11 protein-coding genes are annotated in these 14,967 nt (G+C 67.1%); 4 read left to right on the top strand and 7 right to left on the bottom strand.

Features of this window, described 5'->3' with window-relative positions:
* Window positions 1-101: 101 nt before the first annotated feature.
* Both CW348_RS01865 and CW348_RS01860 read right to left on the bottom strand, forming a co-directional pair.
* A complete protein-coding gene (locus CW348_RS01865) occupies window positions 102-935 on the bottom strand; it encodes an RNA polymerase sigma factor SigF (RefSeq protein WP_104612988.1) in 834 nt (277 codons plus the stop codon).
* A gap of 370 nt (window positions 936-1,305) precedes the next feature.
* The gene (locus CW348_RS01860) at window positions 1,306-2,184 is read right to left on the bottom strand and encodes a sulfotransferase (protein ID WP_011291769.1); all 879 of its coding nucleotides are present in this window, start codon (window positions 2,182-2,184) and stop codon (window positions 1,306-1,308) included.
* Between the two features lie 195 nt (window positions 2,185-2,379).
* Here CW348_RS01860 and CW348_RS01855 point away from each other — a divergent pair, with 195 nt between their 5' ends.
* Window positions 2,380-3,150 (top strand): NAD-dependent protein deacetylase, encoded by a 771-nt coding sequence (locus CW348_RS01855; protein ID WP_061783531.1) that lies wholly within the window; start codon window positions 2,380-2,382, stop codon window positions 3,148-3,150.
* A gap of 297 nt (window positions 3,151-3,447) precedes the next feature.
* Here the strand turns inward: CW348_RS01855 and CW348_RS01850 are convergent, their stop codons facing one another.
* Both CW348_RS01850 and CW348_RS01845 read right to left on the bottom strand, forming a co-directional pair.
* Entirely contained in the window at window positions 3,448-6,381 is a 2,934-nt protein-coding gene (locus tag CW348_RS01850) for an ATP-binding protein (RefSeq protein WP_238569728.1), read from the bottom strand.
* 192 nt (window positions 6,382-6,573) lie between these two features.
* A complete protein-coding gene (locus CW348_RS01845; RefSeq protein WP_104612984.1) occupies window positions 6,574-9,762 on the bottom strand; it encodes an NACHT domain-containing NTPase in 3,189 nt (1,062 codons plus the stop codon).
* 126 nt (window positions 9,763-9,888) lie between these two features.
* Between CW348_RS01845 and CW348_RS01840 the strand changes: the two genes are divergently transcribed.
* The gene (locus CW348_RS01840) at window positions 9,889-10,251 is read left to right on the top strand and encodes a VOC family protein (RefSeq protein WP_011291774.1); all 363 of its coding nucleotides are present in this window, start codon (window positions 9,889-9,891) and stop codon (window positions 10,249-10,251) included.
* 222 nt (window positions 10,252-10,473) lie between these two features.
* Here the strand turns inward: CW348_RS01840 and CW348_RS01835 are convergent, their stop codons facing one another.
* Together CW348_RS01835 and CW348_RS01830 are read right to left on the bottom strand one after the other, a co-directional pair.
* Window positions 10,474-11,148 carry a uracil-DNA glycosylase gene (locus CW348_RS01835; RefSeq protein ID WP_038043641.1) on the bottom strand — a complete coding sequence of 225 codons (675 nt, stop codon included), beginning with the start codon at window positions 11,146-11,148 and terminating at the stop codon, window positions 10,474-10,476.
* A 62-nt stretch (window positions 11,149-11,210) separates the two neighbouring features.
* On the bottom strand, window positions 11,211-12,797 hold the full coding sequence (locus tag CW348_RS01830; RefSeq protein ID WP_016188597.1) for a serine/threonine-protein kinase: 1,587 nt from the start codon (window positions 12,795-12,797) through the stop codon (window positions 11,211-11,213).
* A gap of 305 nt (window positions 12,798-13,102) precedes the next feature.
* Here CW348_RS01830 and CW348_RS01825 point away from each other — a divergent pair, with 305 nt between their 5' ends.
* Together CW348_RS01825 and CW348_RS01820 are read left to right on the top strand one after the other, a co-directional pair.
* Window positions 13,103-13,729 (top strand): MFS transporter, encoded by a 627-nt coding sequence (locus tag CW348_RS01825; RefSeq protein ID WP_287462537.1) that lies wholly within the window; start codon window positions 13,103-13,105, stop codon window positions 13,727-13,729.
* Between the two features lie 5 nt (window positions 13,730-13,734).
* Window positions 13,735-14,226 (top strand): hypothetical protein, encoded by a 492-nt coding sequence (locus tag CW348_RS01820; protein WP_287462536.1) that lies wholly within the window; start codon window positions 13,735-13,737, stop codon window positions 14,224-14,226.
* On the opposite strand, the gene CW348_RS01815 is transcribed toward CW348_RS01820, so the two are convergent.
* The gene (locus CW348_RS01815) at window positions 14,223-14,960 is read right to left on the bottom strand and encodes an MgtC/SapB family protein (RefSeq protein ID WP_011291778.1); all 738 of its coding nucleotides are present in this window, start codon (window positions 14,958-14,960) and stop codon (window positions 14,223-14,225) included. The genes CW348_RS01820 and CW348_RS01815 overlap by 4 nt on opposite strands.
* Between the last annotated feature and the right edge of the window lie 7 nt (window positions 14,961-14,967).

Raw genomic sequence — 14,967 nt, 5'->3', positions numbered from 1 at the left:
TTCCGGGACGCACAGCGCCTCGGCAGATGACAGGGGCGGCCCTGCCGCGGGGACATCCGCACCCGGATGTCCCACGGCGCAGACCAGGCGGCCGCAGCAGCTTAGGAGAGGAGCTCGCGGCGCAGCTGCCGCAGGGTCTGCGACAGCAGGCGGGACACGTGCATCTGGGACAGGCCCACGTCAGCAGCGATCTCGCTCTGTGTTTTATTGCCGAAGAACCGCAGCAGGATCACGCGGCGTTCCCGCTCCGGCAGTCGGTCCAACGCGTCTTTCAGCGACGTCTTGTCGACCACGGTCTCCAAGTCGCCGTCGGCCACCCCCAGCGTGTCGCCGAGCGCGGACTCGTCCTCGGTGTCACCGAACGGCGTATCCAAGGAGAGCGCACTGTAGGCCGAGGACGCGTCGATCAGTTCGATCGCGGACTCGAGGTCCATTTCCAAAGCGTCCGCGATCTCCCGGGTGGTGGGAGTGCGTCCGTGTTTCTGGGTGAACTCGGCGATCACCCGGTTGAGTTCGCTGCGCCGCTCCTGGTGTACGCGCGGCACGCGCACCGCCCACGTCGTGTCCCGGAAGTGCCGTTTCAACTCGCCGGTGACCATGGGCAGCAGGTAGGCGACAAACGGTTTGCCATAGGACGGGTCGAAGCCTTTGATGGCTTTCATCAGGCCGAGCATGCCGACCTGGTAGAGGTCGTCCATGGGTTCGCCGCGGTTGCGGTAGCGGCGCGCCTCACGGCGGACGAGCGGCATGTACAGCCGTACCAGTTCGTCACGGATCCGCGCACTGGTCTCCTCATCGTCCTGATGGTCGGCCAGTGCGGCCAACAGCCGCTCCGCCTGTCCAGTGGGGCGGGACTGGGGCGCAGGGGGTCGAACCACCCCACCGCGCCGGTGGGCGGGGCTACGGCGGCGTGCCGTTGTGCTGTTGGTGGTCATGTCGACCTCCTCATCGCGGGCTTGGTTCAGCAGGACCGCTCCGACGGCGGCCCCGGTGAGAGGGCCGGTGCCGCTGTCCTCCCGATGAGGCACAGCCTCGGCGGAGCGGACAAGACCGCCTTATCCGTACCTGTCACTCGCCATGCCCCCAGCATCAGGTCACAAACACATCACAAGGACAAGTCTGGTGAAGTGGGAGATATCGCCCGTAACGGAAGGCGGAATCCCGGTGTCTGCGCTGCTCACCACGGCACTCCACCCCGCTTGAGGCGTGCCGTGACAACCGTCACCCCACGGCCAAGCCCACGGCGAGCACCGGTGCGCAGCGAAGAAAACACGATGCGGCCCGCCCGCCGACGGCCGCCGCAGGTCACAGGTAGCCGAGCCGACTCAACTCGGGGCGGGCCGTCGCCACCACGTCGGCGCGCTGCTGGGAGTCCAACCGGGTCCGCCACGACCCGGTGCCGTCATCGTCCGTGCGTACCAGCGCCACGGCCGACACCCGCGCGTCCACAAACTCCGACAAGCGTTGGGCGACCTCGATCTCTTTGCCAGGAATCTCCTCGTAGCGCACGGTCATCAACCGGTCCGTGGACAGTTCCGCGCGCAGCCGAGCCGACAACCGCACCGCGCTGCGCCACCGCAGCGCACACTTGGCCGCCAACGACAGGTTCGGATACTCCTCCCGCTCCTCCTCCGTCTCCACCCCAAAAAACGGGTGGGGGAACTCCTCGTCCACGTTGGCGATTCCGGGACGAAGCCACGCAAGCTGACTCTCATCGTCCAACATGTCCGCGACCACGTCCCGCCCGTCCCGGATCACCTGGATGAACACGGCATCGCTGAACGCCCGCGCCAGTGCGGTGGCGCTGTACAGCAGGTCCGGGCCCGCATCCCCGTAACGGTGGGCTTCCGCGGCATGCCGGCACGGCTCCACCGCCTCCCGCGGGGACACCGCCAACCCGCGGCAGCGGACACACGTGGCGGGGGTGAGAATCCACGACTCCGCCAACGCGTCCCGCAGCAAGACAGCCGTCCCCGACTCTCGGGTATGCACCATCGACGGCTGCCGCGCCACGGCATGCACCGCCTCCATCACCGTGGGATGGCCCCCGCCCACGTAAAACCCGGGAACACTGCGCAACGCGCGGGCAATGAGATCCACCCCGGAGTGGGGTGCGCCCAACACGAAGACGGGACGCTGAATCTTCGTCCCGTTGACCATGAGAATGTGCGGCGGCTGTTTCATATGGGGCCTGATTTTGTCATGTTTGGGATGTTTGGCGGAGCGGTGTCCCCAAGCAGCCCACTGTGGCACGAGCACGGCCTGGCCGCGACTAGGGTGGGATCGGCATACCCGCACCAGACCATCACCGGGCCTCGGTTTGACCCCCAGCCGAGGCCACCGAACCGCGCGGTCCCACTCGACACGAAGGGGAAAGCCGTGGCTGCCACCGTGAACATCAGCGACGTCGGACAATGGCTCGCCGAAAGCGAGCGGACGACGGTGCTCACCGGGGCCGGGATCTCCACTGCCTCAGGCATCCCCGACTTCCGGGGACCTCAAGGCCTGTGGACCCGCAACCCGGGGGCCGCCGCCATGTTCGACATCGACATCTACCGCTCCGACGTCAACGTGCGGCGCGAAGTATGGCGGATGCGCCGCGACAGTCCCGCACTCACCGCGGAACCCAACGACGCCCACCGGGCCCTCGTCGACCTGGACCGGACCGGGCGGCTGCTCGCCGTCATCACCCAGAACATCGACGGCCTGCACCAGAAAGCCGGGCTAGCCCCCGAACGCGTCCTCGAAGTGCATGGCACCATCCACGAAGTGGAATGCCTGTCGTGCGGCCGGCGCGTCCCCACCCCCGACGTGCTCGCCCGCCTCGACGAAGAATCCGACCCCCGCTGCCTCGCCTGCGGCGGCATCCAGAAAGCCGCCACGATCTCCTTCGGGCAGCGTCTCGACCCGGACGTGTTGGACGCCGCCATCACCGCTGCTAAAGACTGCGACCTGTTCCTCACCGTCGGCACCTCGCTCACCGTCCACCCGGTGGCGGGCCTGTGCGACATCGCCCGCGAACACGGCGCCCGACTCGTGATCATCAACGCCGAACCCACCCCCTACGACGAGGTGGCCGACGCTGTCCTCCGCGACCCCGTGGAAACCGTCCTCCCGGAGCTCGTCCAGCGAGCAGTATCCACCGCCTGACCTCGCCCCGGGCATGGTGACGGCCCCGGGAAGCGGCTTCCCGGAGCCGTCACCACGCCCGCGACCTACAGGTCGACGTCGAAGAGGATCTCCAAGGTTTCCTCAACGATCTCCTCGGTGTCGCCTTCGACCACGGCTTCAGCGAGCTCGAACACGTCCTCGGGGTCCACGGCATCCTCTTTCTCGGCGATCCCACACAGTGACGTATCAGAAATAGCAGCGGCCGCTCCCACGCCACTACCGTCCGGAAGAACTATTTCCCCACGCTCACCGACCGTGACCGGGATGGGACTCGGGTCACCAGCGGCCCGCCAGCACGTCACGGATCGCCGTCACATGCTCGTTGTGCTCCTCCGCCAACCGGCGCACCGACGCCCGCGCACTCCGTGCCACCCCCACCGGGCGTACATACCGGGCCACGAGCGGCACCAGACGCGCTCCCAACCGGTGGGTGTGCCCCCGCAACTGCCGTAGCAGGAACACGATGAACCGCAGCCGGTTATCAGAATCCAGCATGGCCGCCAAAGAGAACGCCCGATCGTAGTAGGACACCAAGTCCTCGTCCGACGTCTCCGCCGCGGTGAACGCCAACGCCAGCACCGCGTACGCGTCCGACACCTCCCCGGCAGCACGGGCCGTCACATCCCCGCCGAACAAACGGATCAGCGGGGACAAGGCGTGCAGCAACTGCTGGGTGCCGCTGTCCGCCAGCAGCGCCGCATCCCGCGCCACCTCACCCAGATAGGTCTGCGCCCCCGGATCCGGGTCAAGCGGCAGCCCTTCACAGGGGTAGACGACCAGCCCGCCACGGCTGTCCTCGTGCACGCGCAGCGACTCCGCCAGACTGGCCCACTGCTCCGGCGGCAACTGGGACCGCCACAGGTGCGCCAGCGACCGCCACCGCCGCACCGCGCCCGCCCCGAACAGCTCCCGCAGCGGCACCGCCCCGCCGTGCACCCCCATGAGCACCAGCAGCAGGTTCGCGGTGTAGATCGCGTCCCGGCATGCCGCCCCCAACTCAACAGGACGGTAGCCGCCGTAGTGCGCCTCCCGCCGGTGCCGTCCCGCCTCCCGCAACAGCTCAGCCAAGACCAGCCGCAGCTCGTCACGGACATGCGGGGCCAGCAACCGCAACCGGTCCGCAAGGAACCGGAGCACCTCCCCGGACACGGACAGCGGCGTAAATGACAGCAGGGCGTACAGGAACGAGTCGTCCACCGGCGCGGGACGGATCGACCGCAACTCCCGCATCCGCGCCTCAGCCAGCTCCGCCAGCTCTTCAGCGACGAGCCGCGCCACCAGGTAGTCGCCGAGCACCGGGTCGGTGAACGCCAACCCGGTCGGCGCCCCCTCCGCCGGAGGAGTCTCCCCTACACACGGCAACCGCAGCGGATCCAACGGCCGCGCATAGTGGGGCGGCCACCGCACCAGCGCGTCCCGGTCCGCGGCCACCGTCGCCCCGTCCACCACCTCACCGCCCCGGTGGAACAGCGACAATGCGAGCAACGACGCGGTGAGCAGTGCCTGTTCGATCCGCCCCGACCGGACTTCCGGGTCGCTTTCCGCTTCCGCGGGCCGCTCGGTCGCCACCGGATCCGCCCGGTCCGTGGAGTCGGCGAGCATACGCAGCCACCGCTCATACAACGCGGTTTCGCGCAGCGGCGCATTCACCCGGCGCAACGCGTTACCCACCCCGTCGTAGAGGGCCAACATCAGCAGGAACAGGGGACGCCGCGCCAACGGGAAGTGCGCCTCCACCGTCTCCCAGTCCAAAGACGCCACCCCGTGGTGGTGGAAGTAGCTGGAGTTCACCCGATTCCAGATCGACAACCAGGTGGCGAGCTGCGCGTCAGTGAAATCCTCCAACCGCAGCACCACGCTCCCCAACGGGAACCGCATCCGTGCCGCCGTCGAGTCACGGCAGGTCACCACCACCGCCACCGGGTCCGGGCCCGCGGCACGCTCCCGCTGGAACCGCGTCACACCGGCCAACAGGTCGCTGCGGGACGCCAACGACCGGGTGGTGACCTCCTCCAACCCGTCGAGGATCAGCACCGGCAGCGCATCACAGTTGCCGCCCCCGGCCGCCGCCAACGCTTCAGCGAACCGGTCCGCCAGCACCCGGTCGTACCCGTCGGCGGGCAGGTTGCGGCCGCTGACCCGCACCGCCGTGAAATCGCTGTCGGGCAGCCGCGCCGCCAGCACCGACGCCAACGCGGACTTCCCGGACCCCGGCGGCCCCACCACGATGAGCGGATGGGTGAGAGCCCGGGGGGACGTGACATACCCGAGCAGGAATTCCGCGAGATCGTCGCGGACTTCGGTGTGCTCCTCCCACCACGCCGCATCGTGGGGACGCGCGTGCGCGGTGATCTCAGTGACCCGGAAACACGGGTTGATGTAGGAGATGGACAGCGGGGGGATATGGGTGCCGCCCGTGTGCCGGACCGGCGGCACGTTGAGCCGCTCCTCGTGGGCGCGGGCCAGTGCGCCCCGCACCGCGCTCGGCACCCGCCCCGTGCTGATCGACTGCAACCGGTGCTGCAACCGGGACAGCCCCATAGGCACGTCCGTCACCGATGTGCGAGCCCGGACCATCGACAAGCTCGCCCACGCCCCGAACTCGGGGAAGCTCGCAGCGAGCTTGTCCCGCAGTTCTTCATAGCGGCGCACACACCGGTCTGCGAGCGAAGCACCGAGCCGTTCCGTAATCGCTCTGCGCTGCGACTCGTCGAGCTCCTCCCACAGCGGCATGCCGCGCAGCACCGACGGCAACTGTTTGCAGCGGCGCAGGTAGAAGCGGCGCACCCGGGCCCGCCCGTCGGCGGTGCTGCGCTGCGGGCGGGGGAGCGGCGGCGCGGACGCCACCAGCAGCGCCACGAACTCGCCGAGCCGTTTGCGGTCCGCTACGCCTGCGGCAGCGTCGTCCAGCCCGTTGTCCAACCGGAACGGGAGTTCTGTGTCGTCGAGGGATTCGAAGAACGCGGTGACGACGATAGCGCTGTGCGCGGCGGCAATGTAGCGGGTGCGCTCCACCCGGGTGAGCAGGTGGGCTTCCCGGTCCAAGCGGTTGAGTGCCTGGTGGGTGAACCCTACGAGTTCGGTGCGCGCGGCGAGAAGGTCAGTGGCTTCGTCAGCAACAAGTTGGTCGATCAACTCGACCACGTCCGGATCGTCGGCACCCAAAAGCCGGATCGCATCGCAGTATCGGACGGGTTCGCGCAATGCCACCACCGAAGTTCGCCAAAGTGCCCGGCACCGCAGAACGGCTGCCGGCAGCAGGCTACCGAGTCCCGGCAACCATCATGGCCCTCCATAGGGGCCGCCCGGGGCTTTTTAGGATTTTTCGTGATAACGGAACGGGTACGAGACGGTGAAGAGCTATTGCGAGCGTCGTTGCAATAGCGTTTTCGGATATCGCTACTAGCTAGTAGCAAGGTCTAAGACCCGGTCGATGACCGAAGGGTCGTTCAGATGAGGGCGGAGCGTCTCCAATACCGGCTCGAGGAGTTTCCGTTTGGGCATGACCTTTTCAACGCGGTGCAAGTGGGCCTCGATGATCACACGCAAGTTTTGGTAAACCTCCCGAAACACGGGATCTGTGGTCGCATCCTGTATGGCAGCGAGTTCTTCCCCAGCCTGGCGTAGGGCTGCCCATTCGTGGCGGCCTAGTACAAATCCCCTGCTGAGGGACCACTCCAAGATCCGCTGGTAGCGGAAGAGTCGGCTTGCAGCGGTCTCCGGGACCCCACAAGGGCCCAGCCGGAGTTCGAGGATGTCGCTGCTCGGCATCCACGAGACCGGAATAGGAAGGTGAGCGTCTTCAGCTTCTTCCTCGTCAGGATCCGAGTAGACAGCTTCCTCCATAGCCCAGGCCCAGGTTCCTATGGTGGATCCCCCATGCTCCAAATAGGGGCCCACCATGAGCACCAGGCGTGCCGACCACCCCTGCATGAGGAGGCTTACAGAGCGCAGCATGCGCGAAGTCTCATTGGGGTAGGGCACCGTGAGCCGGTACGGGTTAGTGATCTCCAACCGTCCGCTGGCGTTGACCCGCAGCTCGAAGCCCACGCATTCGCCGACATTCACGGGTGTCCGCTGTTCTCGGCAGAGCAAGGCACGCGGCGTCTCGTCCTCACCCCAGTGCCCCAGGTGACGCATCCGTACCGTGTCCAACAAGCCGTACCAGTCATCACCGGGCAGGGACCGCCACGTTCCGACCAGTTCTCGCCAGGGCAGCCAGGGAGGCCCGGAGTCAGGAAACAGTTCGGACAGGTCAATCTCGTCGGCGATGAGCACAAGCAGAGTGACGAGGTTAGCAGTGTAGGCAGCAAGACGGTGCGTGATGGTCGCCTTAAAGGGCTGGTAATCCCGCTTCGGGAAGGGACGCGGATAAGGAGCCTCCCGGAACATGTCCACCAACAGGGAGCGGTATGCGGCGCGTTCCCGGGCATCGGCGGCTTTCACAGCGAGCAGTTCCGCGGCAGATTCAACGATGGCTGCGCGTCCCGCGAGTGCGGCAAACGAGGTGAAGGCGTAGAAGAGGAAGTCGCTGTTCTCCGGGAGCGGGGCGCGCCTACGCGCGTAGTAGGCGCGGTCCTCGACCAAGCGGGCGAGTTCATTGACGACGGCCCGCGCGACCAGGTGCTCCCCGAACGTGGCGTGGAGGAACTCGTAGACGCTGCGAGTATCTCCCTGTTGAATGGCGCGTGCTTCGTGTACGAAGAAGAACCGGCCCAGGACTTGATGAGACGTCGTGATATGACCGCTTAATCCAGTTTCTTCGGCATGGACCCCGGCTCCGGGAAACAGTGCTGCCAGGTCGGCTTCCAATTGCTCGGCACTCACCCACTGCTGGTGGCGAGCGAACATTGCGATGGCCACGACTTCGAGGCTGCGCAGTTCATCTTCGACAGCCTGAGCCAACTCCTCTCCGTACAGGTGAGGATGGTGTTTGCGGACCTCGCGTTCCGCAAATGAAGTCAGGAGCTTCTCATAGAGGCCTGCCCGACCTAGGTCGGCAGTCTCCCGCTGGAGTGCGTTCGCATCGGCGTCGAAGATCAGCAGCATGAAGAGCAGCAGCGGCTGCTCCGCAAGGTCTCGGTAGCGCAGCAGACTGTCGGCAGTGATCGGGTGCAAGCCCCGCTCGGCTAGCGCGGCAGTATTGGCCCGATTCCAGACGTCTGTCAGATGGGCGATCTGCGCGTCGGTGAACGGCTCCAGACGAATCACCGGTATCCCGAAGGGGAAGCGGGTGCGTTCAGCTACCACGGTTCGGCTAGTGACGATCACAGCAACGGGACGACCCAGGTCGGCTTGGTGCTCCTGGAAGCGTTGCACCTGTTCGAGGTAGTCGGACCGGTTGACCCCGGTGGCTTGGAGGAGTTCGTCGAAGCCGTCGAGGATCACCACGGGCAGCGCATCCTGGGCTTCGTCGGCCAGATCCCGCCATGAGGTGCGGGCGTGCAAGGTTGCGGAGATTCCCTCGTCGATCTGGGTGTGGATGGGAGCATCAGCGGGAACCGAGCGCAGTTCCACGCGCAACGGCAGGAAGTTCCCGAGCGGCAGCCGAGCAGCAAGCATCCGGGTGAGCTGTGACTTGCCTGCCCCGGGATGGCCGAGTAGAACGATCGGCCGCAGCAGGCATTCGCGCTGGGTGAGCAGCGACGCCAACAGGGGCTGCAAGTTGTCGTATCGGGTGGCTTCGTGCCACCACGCCTCAGACGAAGGGGTGGCGTTCTCGTCGGTGAATCGGAGAAGACCTCCCAGGTCCAGGTAGGCGTCGCGCACCGATGGCAGAACGACCCCATTGGGGGCTTCACTGGCGTCGAGTATTGGTTTGTCCAGTACCGCCTGGTAGAGGTTTTCCAGTTCGGTAAGTCGGCGTCGACTCCGGGATGTCGTCAGTTTCTGGAGTATTTGGGCTAGTTCATCCAGTCCGGTGCTGATTTCCGTAATCTGCTCCTGGGTTTTCTCATGAGCAGAAAAATTGGCCCACACCCCGAATTCCGGAACGTCCGCGGCGAGCTTTCGGTACAGCTCGATATGGCGGCGGCACGCTCGCGAAGGGAGTTCTTCCAGAGTCTCAGTGACGCGAGTGCGTTCAGCGTCGTCGAGACGATCCCACACCTCGAGTCCGCGGAGGAACAGAAGGAGGACGCCTGCGGCCTTACGGTAAGGCGTGGCCAGCTCAGGGCCGCCCGACGCTGGAGGCAGCGTCGGCGTGTCCTGCTCGATCCCGCGCAGCACATCGGAGAACAGGCGGTACTGCTCGTCCCGGGTGAAACGCAGGTCCCGCAGCGTGAACGGGCAATGGTGCTGCTCCAGGAGCTCCGCTAACGCGTTGAAGAACGCGGTGATCCGCAGGATCAGGTCAGCGGCGGCGACACGTTCGGTGCGGTCCCACCGGCTGACCCCGGTGAGTTTCTCCCGGATGCCGGTTATGGCGTTTTGGCCGTGTCGGATCAGGCGATCGTGCAACCCCAGCACGTCTGGGACACCCAGCGCGCTCAGGGTCCCTTTGGTGAGTGCTTCTCCTAATTCCCCGAGGGACGAGCCGTCTTCCCCGCCGAGGATCCGCAGGGCGTCGGCATAGGAGAGGGTTTTCTTCACTACGATGCTGCCTTCCGACGATGGCGTGGGAGGGGCTCTCTATTGTGGCGTTTCCGTGACGGTTGCCCAAATTCCATGATGGGCACAAGCTCATGCGGCTGCGTCCACTTTTGGAAGGAAATAGGAATGCGATCGGTGATCCGGGCAGTGACCTTCGACTGCGCTGATCCCTACGCGCTGGCCGAATTCTGGGCGGGAGCGCTGGGCGCCGTGATCGCTCCGGGGAGCAGGCCCGGTGATGCCCGGGTGTGCGTGGACACCCCCGACGGTCAGCCGAAGCTCACGTTTCAGCGGGTACCGGAGAGCAAAATGGTGAAAAACCGACTCCACTTGGATTTGAGTCCGGTGGAAGACGACCGGGACAAGGAGATCAACCGGCTCATCCAATTGGGCGCCACTTTCGTGGTCGACACCCGCACACCCGACGGCGAGGGGACCGTGGTGCTCGCCGACCCTGAAGGCAACGAACTGTGCGTGACCTCCCCCTGACCGGGAACGGGACTCCGCACGTCCCGCACGCGGGGATTCTTGGCGAACCCTGCTGGCCAGGGGGAGGCTGCGGTCCACGGGGCCTGCTTCCGCACGGGCAGAACGTGCCGCCGCGGACCTTCTGCTGTTTCGGCTGGGGTGCGAGGGCAGATCGGGCGGTACCCTTCACTACCCCAGCCAGCAAGGCTTCCTCGCGCCTAGGGCCGCAGCCCTTGGACTCGGCTAGGGCAGCCGCCAGTCCATGGGTTCGGCGCCCTGCTGTTCCAGCAGGGCATTGGCGCGGCTGAACGGGCGGGAACCGAAGAAGCCGTGGTGCGCCGACATGGGGCTGGGGTGGGCGGACTCTACGCACGGCACGTCCGGCATGAGCGGGCGTAGGCTGCGCGCGTCCCGGCCCCACAGGATGGCCACGAGTGGTTTGCCGCGTGCAGCGAGGGCGCGGATCGCCTGGTCGGTGACGGCTTCCCAGCCTTTGCCGCGGTGCGATCCCGGTTTGCGCGGGGTCACGGTCAGCACCCTGTTGAGCAGCAGCACGCCGCGTTCCGCCCACGGGGTGAGGTCCCCGCTGGACGGCATCGGATACCCGAGGTCTTGGGTGTATTCGAGGAAAATGTTGCGCAGGCTGCCCGGCAGGCGGCGCACTTCGGGGGAGACGGAGAAGCTCAGCCCGACAGCGTGCCCCGGCGTGGGGTAGGGGTCCTGGCCGACAAGGAGCACCCGCACTTGGTCGAAAGGCTGCTGGAAGGCGCGCAGCACGTTCTCCCCAGCAGGCAGGTAGGTGCGGCCTTCGGCCACCTCCTGCCGCAGAAAGTCACCCATCTGCGCGATACGGTCGGCCACGGGCTCCAGTGCCTCGGCCCACCCGCTCTCCATGATTTCGTGCAACGGTCGTGGCATGGCGGAAACCATAGCGGCGGGCTAAGACAACAGCGGCGGTTTCGCGCCAAGTCGGACACTGGTCACAGTTCAGTGGTGGAGCGCAGCCAGCGGGTCAGCCGCTGCCGCAGCGGGTGGGGCGGTGGTCGGCCGTCCAGCCGCGTGCTCTCCCTGAACCGGTTGGGGTGGGGCGGCTCCGCGCCAGCCGTCTCTGATGCGAAAGCAGCGGCCACATCCAGGTAGTGGTGGACGATCTGGAGCGCGGGAGTGTGGGCACCAAGCTGCTGCTCTAGTGCGGCGGCGAGATCCCGCAGCAGTTTTTCGGCGCCCGTGAAATCGCCTGCTTCGGCAAGGTCCACGGCGTAAAACAGCCGAGGGTGGAGAAGGCGGGCGGCCTGCGGCCCGTACTGGGCGGTCAGCGCGTCAACGAGTTCGCTGCGGAGGACCGCGGCTTCGGCCCGGCGCCCCGCCTGCTCGGTGGCGGCAGCGAGATGGTGCCGGGCAGCGTACGTTTCCGGGTGGGCATGGCCGTAGATCCGGTCCAGGTCAGCGACGAGAGTGTCGAAGAGGGCGGCGGCCCGCTCCGGGTCCCCGGCTCGGCTGGTGAGGGAAGCGTGGCGACGGCGGGCCTCCAACGTGGCGGGATGGTCAGCCCCGTAGATGGCGGCGAGCTCGCCGAGGAGGGCACCGATCCGCTGCGCTGCTGCAGCGGCCTGCCCCGCTGCAGCGAGACGTTCTGCTTCCACCCAGCTCTGCTCGAGCCGTCGCATCTGGGCCTCCCGCGACGCTGATTCGGTCGGGGAGGCCGCTGAGGCTGGGGGAGAGGTGCCAGACAGGGACAGCAGCCGGTCACGGACCCACAGGGCGTTGTCTGGCCGCTGGCCGGGGTCTTTTGCGAGCAGCATGAGCACGAGCTCCGCGAGTTCCGCTGGCACGTCGGGGCGCAGCTCAGCCGGGTTGGGCGGAGGTTCCGTCAAGTGCATGCGCAGCACCGGCATCGGTTCGGCGGCGTGGAACGGGGGCTGCCCGGTGAGCATGTGGAACAGCACCGCCCCGAAGGAGTACAGGTCGCTGAAGGCCCCCACGGGAAGCATTTGGATCTGCTCGGGCGACACGTACAAGGGGGTGCCGAACGGTTCCCCGGTGGGCGGCAGGGTGCGCTGGTGCAACGCGGCTTCGTGGAATCCCGCGATGCCGAAGTCCACGAGTTTGACGGTGCCTCCGTCAGGGGCGTCCGCGTCCACCACCATGAGGTTGCTGGGTTTGATGTCACGGTGGACCACGCCGACCGCGTGCGCGGCGGCCAGTCCCGCGCACACGTGGGCGCCCCACCGCACCGCTAATTCCACGGGGAGGCGTCCCCGTTCGCGCAGCAGGGCGCTCAACGAGCAGCCGGTGACGAGTTCCATGACCGTGTACACGGTGTCCCCGTCGGTGCCGTAGTCGTAGAGGATGACGATGTTGGGGTGTCCGGCGAGTCGTGCGGTCACTTGCGCTTCCCGGCGGAAGAGGGCGACGGCTTCGTCGTCTACGCTCGCCCCCGGGTGGATGAGTTTGATCGCCACTGTGCGGCCTAGCCGTTCGTCGTGGCCGCGCCAGACTTCTCCCATGCCTCCAGAGCCCAGTCGTTCGACGAGCCGGTAGCGGCCGTCTAGTACCTGCCCTGTCACGTCAGCCCTCCAGCGGGAGCCTGCGGGGTGTGCTCAACCTATTCAGTCAGATCCGACGGGCGGGCCGTGTGTTCGGTGCCGCACCCCGGTTACTGGGGAGTCGGTGTGCCGTCGTCGGGACATGCCAGGACTACTGTGACACTCGAGATAGGTTCAAAAGCGTCCGGAATTGGTAGCAAAACGCTCCTGCCTGGCTGCAGGGCGGAAGGGGAAGCTGAGGTGGCGTGGCGCCGTCTCCTGCCCACCAAACTGTGGATTAGAGTGGGCCCATGGCTTGGCAGTATTGACCCGCACCCGAAGCCCGGTTGACGTGGGGCGTCTACGCCTACGCGTTCTTCCAGGACTTGATTCCGCTCTACCCGGTGTATGCGCTGCTGTTCGCCGACACCGGGGCAACTGACGGGCAGATTTCCGCGCTGTTTGCGCTGTGGACGCTGGTGGCGTTCACGTTCGAGGTTCCGTCTGGGCTGCTCGCGGACCGGTGGGCGCGCCGCCCCCTGGTGGCTGCAGCACCGCTGCTCGCCGGTGCGGCGTTCGCGCTGTGGACCCTATTCCCTTCCTTTCCCGTGTTCGCCGCGGGTTTCGTGCTGTGGGGTGCGGGTGGCGCGTTAGGCTCCGGCGCGTTCCAGGCGCTCGTCTACGACACTCTCGCCGCCGCGGGCAGGACATCCGACTATCCGCGGCTGATCGGCCGCTCCCGAGCTTTGGCTACGGGGGCTGTGCTCGCCTCCGGCCTGCTCACTGGACCGCTGCTGCTCATCGGCGGCTATGCCGCAGTGGGGGCAGCGAGTGTCGCCGCGTGTGTGCTCGCCGCGCTTGCTGCAGGGCTCCTCCCTGAGACTCCCCGCCACGTCCCGTCGCCGGCGAACAGCGGCAGCGGGGAGCCTGGAGTGGTGCGTGGACGCGCCTGCGCCACACCCCCGCCCTGGTAGGTGTGATGGGGGCGTTGGCAGCGCTCACCGTGGTGGACGCGTTGGACGAGTATCTTCCGCTGCTGGCCCGCGCCACCGGGGCCGCGGACTGGGCGGTGGCCCCACTGGTGGTGCTGGTGAGTGCGGGCACTGCCCTAGGCCAGTGGTGTGCGGGCCGCGGCACCCGGTGGACGGGTCCGATCCTGTGCGCGGGCGTGCTGCTGCTCGTGGCTGGAGCGCTCAGCGGCCACCCTGCAGGCATGGTAGGGGTCGCGGCCGGGTTCGGGGCGGGTGCATGGGCGGCCGTGGCCGTGGAAAACCGGATGCACGAGCAGGTCAGCAGCCGAGTACGTGCCACGGTCGCGTCCCTGGCGGAGGCGGGGCGGAGCGTGGTGGCGCTGCTGGTCTACGCCGCCTACGGCACCGGGGCGTTGTGGGCGGGGCCGGGACTGCTGTTCGCGCTGTTGGTCGTGCCCTGCCTGGCCGTGGGAGTGTGGTTGAGCGTGTGGAGGCTTTAGTCGGCCTCGTCCGGGCGGAGGACCCGTACCCGGTGCACCCCGTCGGTTTCCGACAGTCCCGTGGCCAGGTCTCTTGTGGGGGTTTTCCCCGCGAGGACCAAATCCACGTCGACGACGGCTCGCCCGTCACGGGTGATCTGCCGCTGGGTGGCCACATTGTGGACAGTGAACCCGTACTGGGTGGCCTGTGCCAGGATCGAGCGCAGAATGCCGCGCCCGTCGTCGTAGGTGACCCGGAACAGGGACATGGCGGGCTGGGAACGGGTGAGCAGCCGCAGCAGCGGGGGATAGCCGAGTACGACGATGAAATAGGCGACGGTCACCCACAGGCCGAGCAGCCACAGTCCGGCACCGCACGCCATACCGACCGCGCACGACACCCACACGGCCGCAGCGGTGGTGAGCCCGCGCACCATGTCGCGGCGCACGAAGATCAGCCCGGCGCCGATGAAGCCGATACCGGACACGATCTGCCCGGCGACCCGGGAGGGGTCCAGCATGATCAGCCCGTCGACGATCACGTCGCCGAACCCGTACTTACCGACGAGCATGAACAGCGCGGACCCTAGCCCGACGAGCGTGTTGGTACGCAAGCCGGCGTTCTTGTTACGCCATTCCCGTTCTAAACCGATCAGGGAGCAGAGCACAAGCGCGCTGAGCAGCGCGACCCCTTGCGGCCAGCTTTGTACCGCGAAATCTGTGAGATTGGTGGCCATGGCCGTGATCACTCCCATGGCCACC

Origin of the sequence: Thermobifida sp. (genome assembly GCF_017577275.1) — a bacterium.
Classification (GTDB): Bacteria; Actinomycetota; Actinomycetes; order Streptosporangiales; family Streptosporangiaceae; genus Thermobifida; species Thermobifida fusca.
Note: the sequence above shows the minus strand (reverse complement) of the source record. Positions and strands in the feature narration are given on the sequence as shown.